This window comes from Rhizobium ecuadorense, assembly GCF_001187535.1.
Classification (GTDB): Bacteria; Pseudomonadota; Alphaproteobacteria; order Rhizobiales; family Rhizobiaceae; genus Rhizobium; species Rhizobium ecuadorense.
In genome coordinates, this window is the sequence record NZ_LFIO01001107.1 from 48,431 (window position 1) to 64,308 (window position 15,878).

Consider the following 15,878-nt stretch of genomic DNA (forward strand, 5'->3'; position numbering starts at 1 on the left):
GCGGCTCGGTTTAATTGGCGGAGTTGGTGGCCGTGCGTGATGCCTGATCACGCTCAGCTATTCGATCGCGCACCCATTGTTCGACCTCAGCGCGGACAAACGCGATGCGTTTGCCGCCGAGGGCGACGGCAGCGGGAAACAGCCCGAGCGAGCGCCACCGATTGACGGCTGTGCGGGACAGGCTGATCAGCTTGCAGGCGTCATTAAGGGAAATCAGGACAGGCACGTCGAAAGTGGGCGGAGCCGTCGAACGGTTTGCCTTGAGGTTGTCGACCTCGATTTTAAGTTTAGCGATTTCGGATCCGAAGCCAAGATTTGTGGCTTGGCGGCCTTGGTCCGCACAGAGGTCGCCGATCCGGCCCTGGTGCCGTTTGAGAGCTTTTTCCATTTGCCACTCCGCGTTTGGAACGGCTAGTTCAACAAAGCCGCTCGGGTTAGCAGCTGACTAAATATGCCCGTCGAAGTCGGCAGTCGTACCAAAATTGCATTGACGAAATTGGGTACGGTCTAGCGCATGTCAGAATATTGTTCCCATATCCTCTCAAGCGTCCGCTCCGGAACATGGCTTCCCATGCCGGCGAGCGCCTTGGACAGGATCGAGCAGCCGGATTCGCTCGCGTCAGGGTCACCATGCAGGGCACGGTTTCTGGTCGGGCTGAAGCCGTGGTCCTGCAACATGTACAACGCCATGCAGTATTGGAAATCCCGAGCGCGGTTTCCACGCACCTTCGGCAACCTCTTGCGCAACAGGCTGATCAGAAACTCACCAAAAGAGGATGGCAGAGGTTGTCCTGTTTCCAGGAGCCAGATGGCAATAGCGGTCACTTGGTCGCCGGCCTCTTTATTGCCAGCGACGGCGGTTTTTAACAGATCGTCCAGTTTGTCCGAATCGAGAAGGCGGGCCTGAAGGTAGACGGGATCACCACTGTCGGGGCGACTAAGCCACCGTCCCGCGTTGCCATCTGGTTGGACAATGCCCGAGCGCCGTGCTTTATCCAAGTCTGCCCGTCCCTGGCCCCGTTGCGACGCCGTCAGCTCGGTCGGCAAAAAGCGCTCCAGTTGCCGCCGCACGAGTTCAATCGCTTTCTCTGCATCAATGGGCTGCGTCACGGTCGATCTCACTCTTCCGCCGCTCCATGGTCAGCACTTTGCCCGTGTTCGTGGTTGAGCAATAGCTGGCCCATGCCTCCAACAACTTCCGCCGCTTCGCCAATGCCGAGCCGCGCCGATAGGCCGCCTCGACGCCCTGTATTACGTGCGCCAGCGCAGCCTCTGCCACATCTCGCGGGAAGCTGGTCGCGTCTCCGCACCAATCGCGGAAGGCAGATCGGAAGCCGTGGACTGTGAAACTGCCGACCTCCAAGCGGCGCATCGTCATTGCCATTGCCATACCGGAGATTGGCTTCCGGGGCGCTTGACCGGGAAATACGAAATCGGAAAGCCGCTTCTCGTGGAGCGCCTTCAATATCGCCATGGCGCGAGGGGAAAGCGGTACGACGTGTTCTTTCCCGGCCTTCATCCGCTCTGCCGGGACCGTCCAAGTGGCTGCGTCAAAGTCGATCTCCGACCAACGCGCGTTCAGGACCTCGCCGGAACGGGTCGCTGTCAGGATGCACAATTCTAGCGCACGAGCGCCAAGCCCTTCCGCTTGGCTCAGCCTCACCATGAACGCCGGAACATCCACATAGGGCATTGCCGCATGGTGACCGCGTTTTAGTTTTCGGCGTTCGCCGAGGACGTGATCGAGATGGCCTTTCCACCGCGCCGGGTTTTCGCCATCGCGCAGCTTGAGCGCTTTGGCATAGTCGAGAACCTTCTCGATCCGACCGCGCAACCGTGACGCGGTTTCCTGTTTATCCTGCCACAAGGGGCGAAGAACGCGCACAACATCGTCGGTCGCGACATCGGTCACAGGTATCTTGCGCAGCGGCTTGGCATAAACCTCCAAGGTCATCCGCCATTGCGCCTTATGCTTTTCGTTGCGGAAGGTGGTTTCCTTCGCTGCAAGGAGATCGTCGCAGACCTCGCCGAACGTCTTTGGTTTTACAGCGGCGATGCGTTCCGGCAATTCATTGAACGGATCACCGCCGCGCCCGAGAATGCCGCGTACCGCTTCGGCTTTGTCCCGCGCGTCTGCGAGCGACACATGGCGAACGCCGCTGCTGTAGGAGCCGAGCCCAAGTTCGCGGCGCAATTTATGCCGAATCCAAATGAACACCCAAGATGCCGACCCGCTCGCCTGGACGTATAGCCACAGCCCGTCGCCGTCGCCTAGCTTGTCTGTTTTCCCGGCCTTGAGCGCGGCCTTGACCTTTGTCTCTGTGAGCTTGTGGCGGGCCATTTCTTTCCTAACCGTTTTCCTAATCCGTCGCATTGATAACAAGGACGATAGCGGCCAACATGGTTACGAATATTGCCGCAAGATTAGGAAATGGCAAGGAATGTTGCCAATAAAGATAGTAAATTCAAATTGTTGGCGGGCATCTTCTCCGCCATCTTGATTTTCCCAGCTCAGTTCAATTCACGCGGAAAGCCATTTCCGCTTAGGCGACTTAATGTCTCGTGATCGCTGGGCGATCATGCCTTGCGATCGCGCAATAAGAGAATCGCTCCGCCTCGAGAGTGAGAATCGCCAGCGGGGAATCATCGCTCGCTCGCATGCCCCGACACGCAACGAAACCGAATCCGTGCATGTCTGGTTACGCTTGCCGCAGTGGCGATATCTCGTCCGGCATCAGGATTTCGTCAAAAAAGCGTTCCAAATATGTTGCGCAGCTCATGTCCAGATCACTGTTGGTCCGACCTAAGCTGCCGCAAAACCAAGGTTTTCTTAACAAAGCATAAAGGAAATCAGGGCCGGCTGCCCGACTTGTGTCCTTTGAGCAACAGGAAGTCGGGAAGGCTCCCTGAAACCCCCCATCCGAGTAAGTTGGTGATTGCGTGACGGCTTCCGTCTTGTATTTTCATCGTCGGAAGCAAGGGCGACTGATCGTCCACTTCTTGCAACACGGGAATGGGGCAGGGAACGCTGCTCAGCGAAAGATCCCAAACCCGAACGAAACTTTGAATTGGAGGTCATTTATGAACATCAAGAGCCTTCTTCTCGGCTCCGCTGCTGCTCTCGCAGTAGTTTCCGGTGCTCAGGCTGCTGACGCTATCGTTGCTGCCGAGCCGGAACCGGTTGAATACGTCCGCGTCTGCGACGCTTACGGCACCGGCTACTTCTACATCCCGGGCACCGAAACCTGCCTCAAGATCAACGGCTACATCCGTTTCCAGGTTAACGTTGGCGAAGACGTCGGCGGTGATTCGGACTGGGATGCCGTTACCCGCGGTCAGGTTCAGTTCACGGCCAAGAGCGACACCGAGTATGGTCCGCTGACCGGCGTTATCGTCATGCAGTTCAATGCTGACAACGCCTCGGATCAGGAAGCCAAGCTCGACTCCGCTTACCTCGACATCGCGGGCTTCCGCGCTGGTCTCTTCTACAGCTGGTGGGACGATGGCCTCTCCGGCGAAACCGACGACATCGGTTCGGTCGAAACCCTCCACAACTCCATCCGTTATCAGTACGAAACTGGCGACTTCTACGCTGGCATCAGCGTCGATGAGCTGGAAGACGGCGTTTACAAGGCCGGCGAAGAAGCCAACAACGTTGGCGTTGCTGTTGGTCTCGGCGGCAAGGCTGGCGCGTTCAGCTACCAGGTCACTGCCGGCTACGACGTCGACAATGACGACGGTGCTATCCGTGCAATGGGTACGGTTGACATCGGTCCCGGCACGCTCGGCTTGGCCGGCGTATACTCCACCGGCCCGAACTCCTACTACTCTTCGGCTGAGTGGGCTGTTGCTGCTGAATACGCTATCAAGGCAACCGACAAGCTGAAGATCACCCCGGCCGTTCAGTACTACGGCAACTACTTCGGCGGTGGCAAGGCTGTTCCGGATGACTTCGACGGTCTCGGCGATGCCTGGAAGGTCGGTCTGACGGTTGATTACCAGATCGTCGACAACTTCTACGCCAAGGCTTCGGTTCAGTACCTCGATCCGGATGATGGCGACGACTCCACGACGGGCTACTTCCGCCTGCAGCGTTCGTTCTAATCTGATCTGACTTCGGTCAATCAGGAAAGCCCGGCTCTCGAGCCGGGCTTTTTTGCATTGAGGGATCGCACCGTCTGTCAGCTCGCCGGCTTCCATGAGGCCAATGCATATCGCCCGGAAATGGGCAGCGGTTCCGGGATAACGAAATGCATAAATGCAAGGAGCGAAAGCGCATCGCCTGAATCAAATTGAGGCGGCGCCTTTTATCGGCAAGAGGCGAGAAAAGCTCGAATGGCTGTGGGGATATCGCTGTGATGCAGAAGCGGCGCGTGCCCTTGTCCTTCGGCAGCATGCAGGATCAAGCGTGGATGCCGGCGGGCCATTTCGTCGGCAATCTGCTTTGAGAGCAGAGACGAATTTTCGCCGCGGATCAGCATCAGCGGAAACCGGTTCAACCTTTCGAATTGCGCCCAGAGATCGGGTAGCGGCTGGCTGAGATCGACCGATTTCAGCGCCTCTGCGATCGCCGGATCGAAATCGGCGACCGGTCTTCCGCCGACGTCGCGATAAAGGGCAAGCGCCATCTCGCGCCAGTCTTCCTCCTCCAGCACGGTAAACGACGCGCCGTGATTTTCCTTCAATATATCGGCCGCAGTGGTCCAGTCCTCAGGCTTTCTGCCGTTGTTGAGATAATCGCGGATCCTTGCCAGCCCTTCGGCCTCGACCACGGGTCCGATATCGTTAAGGATGACGGCCTCGAGAAAATCCGGCCGTGTCGCCGCGATCAGATGCAGGATCAGCCCACCTCGGGACGTGCCGATGAAGATCGCCCGCTCGACGCCGAGGGCCGCGCAGGCGGTAACGACGTCGCCGGCCTCGACGGCCAGATTGTAGTTCGCCTTGTTCTCATCCCAGGCCGAGTTTCCCCGCCCGCGCGAATCGAGTGCGATGACCCGGCGCGGTGCTGTCATGTCCCTGGAGAGAAGCAACGCCAGCGGATGAAAATCCCGCGTGTTGCGGGTCAGACCGGGCAGGCAGATGACCGGCAGCCGTCCCGCGGTCGCCGTCTCGCCCGGCCGATAGTCGCGGGCATAAAGCGTCAGCCCATCGGAAGATGTGTAAAATCGCTCCTGGAAACCGCTTGTATCCGTATCCGGCATCGCATCCCTCGAGAGTTGTTGATCGCGAAGATGTAGCCTGCTTTTCGAGCCGCGCCAAACGGCTTCAGGAGGCGCTGCGTCCGCCGATGAGGTCACGTTCGATATCGGTCGACTGGCCGAGGCGGGCCTTGTAGACCTCGTAATTCTCCATCACCCGCTGCACGTAGTTCCGCGTTTCGGGGAAGGGGATGCGCTCGATCCAGTCGACGATCTCGTCGATCGATTTGCCGCGCGGATCGCCGTAGCGGCCGATCCATTCCGGTACCCGCTTCGGCCCAGCATTATAGGCGATGAAGGTGAGGATATAGGAGCCGCCGAAGGCGTCGATCTGCTCGCCGAGATAATGCGCGCCGAGCGTTGCGTTATAGCCGGCATCGGCCGTCAGCTTGTCCTTCGAATAGGTGATGTTGTGGCGCTTGGCCACCGCCTGGGCCGTTCCCGGCAGAAGCTGCAGCAGGCCGCGTGCGTTTGCCGCTGAAACGGCGGCCGGGTTGAAGGCGCTTTCCTGCCGGGCGATGGCATAGGCAAGCGCCTTGCCGGAGCCTGAAATATTGGCGTTCGCCGGGATGACGCCGACCGGAAAGGCGAGCGCTGCGACATCGATGCCGCGTCCATAGGCGGTCTTGCCGATCTGCAGCGACAGATGATGATCGCCGGATTGCACGGCCTGTGCCGCAAGCACAGCCAGTTCGCCGGGGCTCTGCAACTGATCGGCGAGCGCGAGATAGAGAATGTCGGCCCGCCATCCATGGCCGGCGGCCTCCAGCCGGGCGATTGCCTGCACGGCTTCGCGGGCTTGGAAGCGTTGCCGGTCGGCCGTGCTCGGCGAGGGATAAGTAACGTTCAGCGTCTTTCGCCCCAGCCGTTCCGCCGCGAGCTGGCCGTAGAAGGTGCCGGGAAAAGTCGCAGCCTTCGCATAGAATTCGCTGGATGTGCCAGGGCCGCCGGCCTCCGCTGCTCGTCCCAGCCAATACCAGGCGCGTGAAACCGAGATCGGCCCGTTCGATGTCTGCAGAATCTTGCGGAAGTGTTTTTCCGCAGTCGTCGGGTCCTGCAGGCCGCGCAGCGCATACCATCCGGCATGGAATTCAGCCTCGACGATATCGGTCGGGCTCGTTGCGGCGTAGTTTGCGACGATGCGATAGGCAGGCTTGAACTGTCCCTGGTCGACGAGACCACGGCTGACGATGCGCTGCTCGTTCCACCACTCGCCGGAATTGACGAGCTCGCTGCGCTCGGGCGGCATCTGCTCCAGCAGTGCTGCCGCCTCGGCATATTTGTCCTGCTTGCGCAGATATTCGATCCGCGCAAACAGCAGGCCCGCATCGCTGCGCCATCTGGCATCGACGGCGTCGAGCAGCGCGCCGGCATTGCCGGCTTTGGCGTCGACGGCAGCCCAGGCCTTGTAGAGCGACTGCGCCTGGCCCATGTCGCCGAAGCGCTTGGCCTGCGCCACCCGGCCGCGATACATCAGATAGTCCATCCGCGCCTTATGGTCGGCCGGCGTCAACAGCGCTGAGAATTCGATGAGGATCTTGTCCTCGGTCGCTTTGTCGAGAGCCTCTCCGCGCCAGACCTTACGGATATATTTTGCCGCCTGCGCCTGCTTGCCGGTTGCAACCAATGCCCGGCCGAGGATGACGGCGCCCTGCATCGTCTCGGGCGCGGTATCGCCGAAGGCGGCAAGCACGGCGGATGGAGCGGGGTTTTCGTCATAGAGCGCGCGTTCGGAATAGGCGCGCAGCCGCGAAAGGCCCGGCCAGCTCTTGAGCTCCTGCGCAGCGCTGGCGATTTCATAGGAGGGAACGCCCTTCAAGCCGGAAACGGCGATCGCCCAGGTGAGGATATGGCGATCGAGCGTACCGTCGGGCATATTGTCGCGGATCGACAGTGCCAGCCGTGGGTCCTTGTCGGAAAGCGCATCGAGGCCGGCTTTCAGGTCGCTGTTAACAGGCGCGATTGCCGGATTGCGCGGAATGGCGCCTGTTGTGATCGATTCCGGTATGGCTGTCTCGGGAATGAAGCCGAGCGGCTTGACGCCGGGTATGGGCGTGCTCTCACCGGGAAGCGGCGACGCTACACTGCTCCACGCGGCGGCAATGAAGCCGAAGGCGGACAGAATCAGGACAGCTTTCTTCATCCGGGATCTCGCAACGAAAACACGCCCTGCCATTTGGCTAGAGGCATCTTAACGAAACCTTACCGTACCAGGTAAAATTCATTCACATCTGCTATCGGAATTTGCCCTAAACCGAACTCTACGCGCTTGTCGCGATGATTTCGGCGCTCTATGGTGCGCAAAATATTCATGGAATGCGGCCGAAGCAAGGATTTGGTCGTGAGGAGCTTTGCATGTTCAATGGGTCCATTCCCGCCCTCGTCACCCCCTTCACCGATGCCGGACTGATCGACGAAGACAGCTTCGCCGCGCATGTCGACTGGCAGATCAGGGAGGGCAGCAGTGGTCTCGTTCCTGTCGGCACGACGGGCGAATCCCCGACGCTGTCGCATGCCGAGCACAAGCGGGTCGTGGAACTGTGCATCGAGGTCGCTGCAAAACGCGTTCCCGTCATGGCCGGCGCCGGCTCGAACAATACAGGTGAGGCGATCGAGCTTGCCCAGCATGCCGAAAAGGTCGGCGCCGACGCCGTTCTGGTCGTCACTCCTTATTACAACAAGCCGACCCAGAAAGGCTTGATCGCGCATTTCTCAGCGATTGCCGAGGCCGTCGATCTGCCGATCTATATCTACAATATCCCGGGCCGCTCGGTGGTCGACATGACGCCGGAAACGATGGGTGCGCTTGCCAAGGCGCATGGCAATATCGTCGGCGTCAAGGATGCGACGGGCAAGATCGAGCGCGTCTCCGAACAGCGCATCACCTGCGGCAAGGATTTCCGGCAATTGTCCGGCGAGGACGCGACGGCGCTCGGCTTCAACGCCCATGGCGGCGTCGGCTGTATTTCGGTCACGGCCAATGTCGCCCCGCGCCTCTGCGCCGATTTCCAGGCGGCGACGCTGAAAGGCGACTATGCCAGCGCGCTGGAATATCAGGATCGGCTGATGCCGTTGCACAAGGCGATCTTCCTGGAGCCCGGGCTTTGCGGCGCCAAATACGGGCTCTCCAAGCTTGGCCGCATGAGCCGCAATGTCCGCTCGCCGCTGCTGTCGACGCTGGAGCCGGCAACGGAGGCGGCGATCGACGCGGCGCTACGCCATGCCGGGCTGCTGAACTGAGGAGACCGGCCGTCTTCACAAGGCCGGGTCGTTCCCCTACATAGAGGGCAAGCAATGAGGGCGCGGCTTGTCGCGCATCTCGAAGGGATATATTGTCATGGCCCCCAAAGGCAGCCAGCGCGTGGTGAACAAGGTCGTGGCCGAAAACCGCAAGGCCCGCTTCAACTACGAAATCATCGATACCTACGAGGCCGGTCTCGTGCTGATGGGCACGGAGGTAAAATCGCTGCGTGAGGGCAAGGCCAATATCGCCGAATCCTATGCGTCGGATGAGGGCGGCGAGATCTGGCTGATCAACTCCTACCTGCCGGAATATCTGCAGGCGAACCGCTTCAATCACGAACCGCGCCGGCGCCGCAAGCTGCTTTTGTCGGGCCGTGAAATCCATCGCCTGCGCTCTGCCGTCAACCGCGAGGGCATGACGCTGATCCCGCTGAAGATCTATTTCAACGACCGCGGTCGGGCGAAGATGGAGCTGGCGCTCGCCAAGGGCAAGAAACTGCATGACAAGCGCGAGTCCGAGAAGGAACGCGATTGGAACCGGCAAAAGAGCCGCCTGCTGAAGGATAACGGCTGACCACGCCGCTTGGGCAGTAATTGCCGTTTCCGGATCATTCTTGGAAGTCGCTGGCCGGGGCGACGACTTCGACCTGGCGCGGCGCCCGTTCCGCAGGGTCGCGACCGATTTCGGCCTTCAAGGACAAGAGATCGATGAAGTGGTCGGCCTGGCGTCGCAGGTCGTCGGCGATCATCGGCGGCTGCGTCGCCATCGTCGAGATCACCGAGACCTTGCGGCCTCTGCGCTGTAGCGCCTCGACCAGGTTGGTGAAGTCGCCGTCGCCCGAGAAGATGACGAGATGATCGACCGTTTCGGACTGTTCCATGGCGTCGATCGCAAGCTCGATGTCCATGTTGCCCTTGATCTTTCGGCGTCCCATGGAATCTGTGAATTCCTTGGCGGGCTTGGTGACGACCTTGTAGCCATTATAGTCGAGCCAGTCGATCAGCGGCCGGATCGACGAATATTCCTGATCCTCGATCAGCGCGGTGTAATAGTAGGCGCGCAGGAGATAGCCGCGTTTCTGGAATGCTTTCAAGAGCTTGCGGTAATCTATGTCGAAACCGAGGCTCTTGGATGCAGCGTAAAGGTTGGCGCCGTCAATGAAGAGTGCAATTTTTTCGCGTGGGTCAAACATCGCTTACCAATCCAATGAGAGCAATCGAAATCCGCAGGACCAAAATTCAATAAAATCAATATGTTGCGCTTTGATTTTGCTCTGATCCATACTTTAACAATTATTCATATATGAAAGATTTAGGGCACGATTCGGCATATTCCAAGCAACCATAGGTGGAATTGTGACATTCTCCATGGAAATTTAGTTCAGCCGCTCATAAAGACGAGGGGAGCTGGAATGAAAAACTTGTATTTGCCCGGTTTTAATTGTATCGGGCGTGCTAATCCCGAAATGACGACCGTAAAGGACAGGCAATGGCCCGTGTCACAGTTGAAGATTGCATCGACAAGGTGGAGAACCGCTTCGAGCTGGTTCTGCTCGCCAGCCACCGCGCCCGGCTGATTTCCCAGGGCGCCTCGATTACCATCGATCGCGACAACGACAAGAACCCGGTCGTCGCCCTGCGCGAAATCGCCGACGAGACGCTTTCGCCCGATGATCTCAAGGAAGATCTGATCCATTCGCTGCAGAAGCATGTCGAAGTCGACGAGCCCGAGCCCGATCCGGCCAGCATGATCGCCGCCGGCGGTGTCGCCGCAGCCGACAGCGAAGAGCAGGACGATCTGCCTGAAACGATCACTTTCGACCAGATGTCGGAAGAGGAGCTGCTTGCCGGCATCGAGGGCCTGGTGCCGCCGGAAAAGAGCGACGACTACTAAGCGCGCAGACTGATCCCGGTCGTATGCGAACGGGGAAAAGTTTCATGCGATGCGAAAGAGCGATGATTACCAATCGTCAATCTTGCGCCTTTATTGCTTAGGCATATTATTGCCCATGTGTGCGCCAATCGTTGATTGGCGCGCTTTTATTTTTACCGGAGTGGCTTTGGAATGATGCGGCAGTACGAGCTCGTGGAGCGGGTTCAGCAATACAAGCCCGATGCCAATGAAGCACTGCTGAACAAAGCCTATGTCTACGCCATGCAGAAGCATGGCCAGCAAAAGCGGGCGAGCGGCGATCCCTATATTTCGCATCCGCTCGAAGTCGCCGCGATCCTCACCGACATGCACCTCGATGAATCGACGATCGCGGTCGCGCTGCTGCACGATACGATCGAGGATACCACGGCGACGCGCGCCGAGATCGACGAACTCTTCGGCGAGGATATCGGCCGCCTGGTCGAGGGCCTGACCAAGATCAAGAAACTCGATCTTGTCACCAAGAAGGCCAAGCAGGCGGAAAACCTGCGCAAGCTGCTGCTCGCCATTTCCGACGATGTGCGCGTGCTGCTCGTCAAGCTTGCCGATCGCCTGCACAATATGCGCACCCTCGATCATATGTCGGCCGACAAGCGGGCCCGAATCTCCGAGGAGACGATGGAAATCTATGCGCCGCTTGCCGGTCGCATGGGCATGCAGGATATGCGCGAGGAGCTCGAAGAGCTTTCCTTCATGCATATGAACCCGGAAGCCTACGACACCGTCACCAAACGGCTGGAGGAGCTTTCGAAGCGCAACGAGGGCATCGTCAAGAAGATCGAGGCCGAGCTGCGTGACCTGCTGGTCGCAAGCGGCCTGACGAGCGCCTATGTCAAGGGCCGGCAGAAGAAGCCCTATTCGGTCTTCCGCAAGATGCAGTCGAAGTCGCTTTCCTTCGAGCAGCTTTCCGATGTCTACGGTTTCCGTTTGATCGTCGAGGACATTCCGTCCTGCTACCGGGCGCTCGGCATCGTCCACACCCGCTGGCGTGTCGTGCCCGGCCGCTTCAAGGATTATATCTCGACGCCGAAGCAGAACGATTACCGCTCGCTGCACACCACCATCGTCGGTCCCTCCAGCCAGCGCATCGAGCTGCAGATCCGCACCAAGCGCATGCACGAAATCGCCGAATTCGGCATTGCCGCCCATACACTCTATAAGGACGGCGCCACCAATGCCGACGGCGACATCCTCTCGCGCGAATCCAATGCCTATTCGTGGCTGCGCCACACGATCGAGGCGCTGGCCGAAGGCGACAGTCCGGAAGAATTCCTCGAGCACACCAAGCTCGAGCTCTTCCAGGACCAGGTCTTCTGTTTCACGCCGAAGGGCAAGCTGATTGCTCTGCCGCGCGGCGCCACTCCGATCGATTTCGCCTATGCGGTGCACACCAATATCGGCGACACCACCGTGGGCGCCAAGATCAACGGCCGCATCATGCCGCTGGTGACACGGCTTGCCAATGGCGACGAGGTCGAGATCATCCGCTCCGGCGTGCAGGTCCCGCCGGCCGCCTGGGAGGAGATCGTCGTTACCGGCAAGGCGCGCGCCGCCATCCGCCGCGCCACCCGCATGGCGATCCGCAAGCAATATGCCGGTCTCGGCCACCGCATTCTTGAGCGCACCTTCGACAGGGCCGGAAAGATTTTCTCCCGCGAGGCGATGAAGCCAGCGCTGCACCGCCTCGGTCAGAAGGAGGTCGAGGACGCGATCGCTGCCGTCGGGCGCGGCGAGATGTCTTCGCTCGACGTCCTGCGCGCGGTCTATCCCGACCATCAGGATGAGCGCGTCACCGTGAGGCCCTCCGGCGACGACGGCTGGTTCAACGTCCGCAGTGCGGCCGGCATGATCTTCAAGATCCCCGGCAAGACCAAGGCAGGGGTCGATGGCGGTCCTTCGGAAATCGACACCGACGCCAATATCGGGCCGATCCGCGGCCTCTCCGGCAATGTCGACGTCAAGTTCGCCTCAACCGGCGCCGTGCCCGGCGATCGCATCGTCGGCATTATGGACCAGGGCAAGGGCATCACCATCTACCCGATCCAGTCGCCGAGCCTGCAGCGCTTCGACGATCAGCCCGACCGCTGGATCGATGTCCGCTGGGATCTCGACGAAGCCAACAAGTCGCGTTTCATGGCGCGCATCATGGTGAACGGGTTGAATGAGCCCGGCACGCTCGCCAAGGTCGCCCAGACGGTTGCGGGCCTCGACGTCAATATCCGTTTGCTGAATACGGTGCGGGTCGCGGCGGATTTCACCGAAATGATGCTCGAAGTGGAGGTCTGGGACCTGCGTCAGCTCAATCAACTGCTCGCCCAGATGAAGGAACTGGATTGCATCGCTACGGTCCGGCGGCTCTACGAGTAAGCTTTTGTTAAGCCCTCAGACGGTTCAGTGCAAAATTGCACATTTTATGATCGCTTTACGATCGAAATAGTTCGCCAAAAAGGCATGCCATGCACTGCGCGCATGGCTGTCTCCATGTTGCGGCTGTAGTAATTAACCCGTGCCGGGCCTATCTTCTGGTCATCGAAACGCAAACAGAAGATGAGACAAGACAATGTTTGATCCTATCAGGAAAATCGCTCGCGCCTTCCGCGCTCCGACCACGCAGGAACGTGAAATGGCCTATCTCAATGGCTCGCTCGATCGTATCGATCTCGAGTTTCGTCAGCGCCAGGTCGACCGCGGTCTGTTCCGCACGCGCTGATACTGAATTTAATACTTGAGACGAGTGAGGGACGTTATGCATGACGGACGCCCCTCGGTATGAAAAAGCTCCTCTCTGCTGAGAGGATGAGATGTTTTTTCGGCGGTATCATTTGCCGCTCTTGTCATGGTCATGTGCGCTGCACTAAATACCGGCCATGTTGTTTCGCCGTCGCAAGCCTGCGGGATTCAAGGAAAAGATGCGAGAGCTTCTATGGCCCCGCAAAGGTTTCCTTCGCCCGCTCCGTTACCTGACAATGCGCATCCTGCGCCTGAGCGCTTCGCCGCACGCAGTTGCGGCCGGCGTCGCTGCGGGCGTCTTCGTCTCGTGGACGCCCTTCATCGGCGTGCATTTCGTCATGGCCTTCGTCATCACCTATTTCCTCTCCGGCAGCATGGTGGCCGCCGCCCTCGGTTGCGCGGCCTTCGGCAATCCGCTGACCTATCCCTTCATCTGGGGTATCACCTGGGAGATCGGGCATCTGCTGTTGAGTCGTGAGGATCAGCTGGCCGGTCAGACGGTTGATCTCGCAGCCCTCTTTCATAAGCTGAACTTCACTGAATTATGGAGGCCTGTGCTGGAGCCGATGCTCGTCGGCGCCATTCCGCCGGCAATCGTCACCTCCGTTGCGCTTTACGCACTGACATTCTACACCGTGAAGGGTTTTCAGACGCGCCGCCACACACGGCTGCTGGAGCGGGCGCGACTGCGTCTGGCCGGCCCGGCCGGCGACATGCCGAGCGTATGAACCCGGTCAAGAAATCCTAAGCGACGGAAGGTTCCGGCATGATCATCGGCATTGGCAGCGATCTGATCGACATTCGCCGGGTCGAGAAATCCATCGAGCGCTTCGGCGAGCGCTTTACCCATCGCTGCTTCACCGAGATCGAGCGCGCGCGTTCCGACCGCCGGGCAAATCGTGGAGCCTCCTATGCCAAGCGTTTCGCCGCCAAGGAGGCCTGTTCCAAGGCGCTCGGCACCGGCATCGCCCAGGGCGTCTTCTGGAAGGATATGGGCGTCGTCAACCTGCCGAGCGGCAAGCCGACCATGGTTTTGGCGGGTGCTGCCGCCCTGATCCTCGAATCGATGCTGCCCGCGGGCCATAGGCCCGCCATTCATTTGACAATAACGGATGATTATCCCTTGGCGCAGGCCTTCGTGATTATCGAGGCGTTACCCGAGAGCCTCTGATCGGAACCTCGGGAGCGTTGATCGCGACCTCTCGTCGCTTTTGACGTTGTCGCCATTGCCGCAATCGGCCGAAGCCGCTAGAGAGAACGACAGAAGAATTGCGCCGCCGCGGCGTCTTGAAGGAATAAGACTGCGTGTCCGAAAAAGTCGAAGCCAAGCCGAACGCCCTCTGGGAAAATATCAAAGTCATCATCCAGGCGCTGATTTTGGCGATGGTGATCCGAACGGTGCTGTTCCAGCCCTTTACCATCCCGTCCGGTTCGATGATGCCGACGCTGCTCGTCGGCGACTACATCTTCGTCAATAAGTTCGCCTATGGTTATTCGAAATATTCGCTGCCCTTATCGCCTGATATCTTCAGCGGCCGCATTTTCGGCTCCGCTCCGAAGCGCGGCGATATCGTCGTTTTCCGCTTCCCGCCGAACCCTGACATCGATTACATCAAGCGCTGCATCGGCTTGCCGGGCGACCGCATTCAGATGAAGGAGGGCGTTCTCTACGTCAACGGCAAGCCGGTACCGAAGGTGCCGGACGGCGCCTTCACCTCGGATTACAAGCTCGATCCGGGCGCGGATGTGCCGGTGTTCCGCGAGACGCTCGACAACGGCAAGACCTATGACACACTCGATTCGTCTCCGGCATCGCGCGGTGATAACACCCGCGAGTTCATCGTGCCGGAAGACCACTATTTCATGGTAGGCGACAACCGCGACAACTCGGCCGACAGCCGCTTCGACGTCGGCTTCGTGCCGGCCGAAAATCTTGTCGGCCGCGCCAGCGTCATCTTCTTCTCGCTCGGCAACGACACCTCCTTCCGCGAAATCTGGAAGTGGCCGACGAACATGCGTTGGGATCGCCTCTTCAAGGTTGTTGAATGAGCAAGGCGCCGACGCTTTCTGCGGCCGACCGCGCAAAGCTTGAAGGCCTGATCGGTCATGACTTCGCCGAAGAGGAACGCTTGGATCGGGCGCTGACCCATGCCAGCGCCCGCACTGAGAAGGGCGGCAATTACGAACGGCTGGAATTCCTCGGCGACAGGGTGCTTGGGCTCTGCATCGCCGAGCTTCTGTTCCGCACCTTCGGCGCGGCGGGGGAGGGCGAACTCTCGGTTCGCCTCAACCAGCTGGTCAGCGCCGAAACTTGCGCTGCGGTCGCCGACGAACTCAATCTTCACCTCTATATCCGCACCGGCGCCGACGTGAAGAAATTGACCGGCAAGCGCATGATGAACGTGCGTGCCGACGTCGTCGAAAGCCTGATCGCCGCGATCTATCTCGACGGCGGCCTCGAAGTGGCCCGCCGCTTCATCCTGCGCTACTGGCAGGGCAGGGCGGTCCGGGCCGATGGCGCCAAGCGCGACGCCAAGACCGAGCTGCAGGAATGGTCGCACGCGAAATTCGGCGTCACGCCCAACTACCGGGTTGATGAACGCAGCGGACCGGATCATGATCCGCGCTTCAAGGTGACGGTGGAAGTTGCTGGCATAAAGCCGGAAACCGGCGTAGAGCGGTCGAAGCGCGCCGCCGAACAGGTTGCGGCGACGAAGATGCTTGAGCGCGAAGGCATTTGGCAGCAATCGTCTGCCGGAAACTGACGGGAC

At 59.7% G+C, this 15,878-nt stretch carries 16 protein-coding genes; 10 read left to right on the forward strand and 6 right to left on the reverse strand.

The genetic code is table 11. The features are described from left to right. Nucleotides 1–10 precede the first annotated feature (10 nt). The 3 genes from AF337_RS40735 to AF337_RS22440 form a co-directional block, all read right to left on the reverse strand. Nucleotides 11–388 (reverse strand): helix-turn-helix transcriptional regulator, encoded by a 378-nt coding sequence (locus AF337_RS40735; RefSeq protein ID WP_082336847.1) that lies wholly within the window; start codon nt 386–388, stop codon nt 11–13. 119 nt (nt 389–507) lie between these two features. Continuing rightward, nucleotides 508–1,110, reverse strand: coding sequence for a hypothetical protein (locus tag AF337_RS22435; protein ID WP_049733868.1), 603 nt, complete (start codon nt 1,108–1,110; stop codon nt 508–510). Continuing rightward, on the reverse strand, nt 1,094–2,341 hold the full coding sequence (locus AF337_RS22440; RefSeq protein ID WP_049733869.1) for a tyrosine-type recombinase/integrase: 1,248 nt from the start codon (nt 2,339–2,341) through the stop codon (nt 1,094–1,096). Before AF337_RS22440 ends, AF337_RS22435 begins: the two co-directional genes overlap by 17 nt. A 740-nt stretch (nt 2,342–3,081) precedes the next feature. Here AF337_RS22440 and AF337_RS22445 point away from each other — a divergent pair. After that, a complete protein-coding gene (locus AF337_RS22445; RefSeq protein WP_049733870.1) occupies nt 3,082–4,104 on the forward strand; it encodes a porin in 1,023 nt (340 codons plus the stop codon). A gap of 203 nt (nt 4,105–4,307) precedes the next feature. On the opposite strand, the gene AF337_RS22450 is transcribed toward AF337_RS22445, so the two are convergent. Both AF337_RS22450 and AF337_RS22455 read right to left on the reverse strand, forming a co-directional pair. Next, complete coding sequence (locus tag AF337_RS22450) at nt 4,308–5,204, reverse strand: alpha/beta fold hydrolase (protein ID WP_049733871.1); 897 nt, start codon at nt 5,202–5,204, stop codon at nt 4,308–4,310. Nucleotides 5,205–5,268: 64 nt separating this feature from the next. Continuing rightward, complete coding sequence (locus tag AF337_RS22455) at nt 5,269–7,344, reverse strand: lytic transglycosylase domain-containing protein (RefSeq protein WP_049733872.1); 2,076 nt, start codon at nt 7,342–7,344, stop codon at nt 5,269–5,271. 212 nt (nt 7,345–7,556) lie between these two features. Between AF337_RS22455 and dapA the strand changes: the two genes are divergently transcribed. Together dapA and smpB are read left to right on the forward strand one after the other, a co-directional pair. Then, nucleotides 7,557–8,441 (forward strand): 4-hydroxy-tetrahydrodipicolinate synthase, encoded by an 885-nt coding sequence (dapA, locus tag AF337_RS22460; RefSeq protein WP_049733873.1) that lies wholly within the window; start codon nt 7,557–7,559, stop codon nt 8,439–8,441. 97 nt (nt 8,442–8,538) lie between these two features. Further along, nucleotides 8,539–9,018: an SsrA-binding protein SmpB gene (gene smpB / locus AF337_RS22465; RefSeq protein ID WP_012557117.1), complete on the forward strand. Its 480-nt coding sequence runs from the start codon at nt 8,539–8,541 to the stop codon at nt 9,016–9,018. Between the two features lie 34 nt (nt 9,019–9,052). Here smpB and AF337_RS22470 read toward each other — a convergent pair whose 3' ends face one another. Next, a complete protein-coding gene (locus AF337_RS22470) occupies nt 9,053–9,637 on the reverse strand; it encodes a LabA-like NYN domain-containing protein (RefSeq protein ID WP_049733874.1) in 585 nt (194 codons plus the stop codon). 296 nt (nt 9,638–9,933) lie between these two features. Here AF337_RS22470 and rpoZ point away from each other — a divergent pair, with 296 nt between their 5' ends. The 7 genes from rpoZ (at nt 9,934) to rnc (ending at nt 15,872) form a co-directional block, all read left to right on the forward strand. Next, nucleotides 9,934–10,338 (forward strand): DNA-directed RNA polymerase subunit omega, encoded by a 405-nt coding sequence (gene rpoZ / locus AF337_RS22475; protein WP_003574261.1) that lies wholly within the window; start codon nt 9,934–9,936, stop codon nt 10,336–10,338. Nucleotides 10,339–10,509: 171 nt separating this feature from the next. Next, complete coding sequence (locus AF337_RS22480; protein ID WP_049733875.1) at nt 10,510–12,744, forward strand: RelA/SpoT family protein; 2,235 nt, start codon at nt 10,510–10,512, stop codon at nt 12,742–12,744. Between the two features lie 193 nt (nt 12,745–12,937). Beyond that, nucleotides 12,938–13,087 carry a DUF3563 family protein gene (locus AF337_RS40740; protein ID WP_071090092.1) on the forward strand — a complete coding sequence of 50 codons (150 nt, stop codon included), beginning with the start codon at nt 12,938–12,940 and terminating at the stop codon, nt 13,085–13,087. Between the two features lie 157 nt (nt 13,088–13,244). Beyond that, the gene (locus AF337_RS22485) at nt 13,245–13,835 is read left to right on the forward strand and encodes a DUF2062 domain-containing protein (protein WP_049733876.1); all 591 of its coding nucleotides are present in this window, start codon (nt 13,245–13,247) and stop codon (nt 13,833–13,835) included. 38 nt (nt 13,836–13,873) lie between these two features. Then, nucleotides 13,874–14,278: a holo-ACP synthase gene (gene acpS / locus AF337_RS22490; RefSeq protein ID WP_049733877.1), complete on the forward strand. Its 405-nt coding sequence runs from the start codon at nt 13,874–13,876 to the stop codon at nt 14,276–14,278. 134 nt (nt 14,279–14,412) lie between these two features. Further along, nucleotides 14,413–15,156 carry a signal peptidase I gene (lepB, locus tag AF337_RS22495; RefSeq protein WP_049733878.1) on the forward strand — a complete coding sequence of 248 codons (744 nt, stop codon included), beginning with the start codon at nt 14,413–14,415 and terminating at the stop codon, nt 15,154–15,156. Continuing rightward, a complete protein-coding gene (gene rnc / locus AF337_RS22500; protein ID WP_049733879.1) occupies nt 15,153–15,872 on the forward strand; it encodes a ribonuclease III in 720 nt (239 codons plus the stop codon). Before lepB ends, rnc begins: the two co-directional genes overlap by 4 nt. Nucleotides 15,873–15,878: the final 6 nt, after the last annotated feature.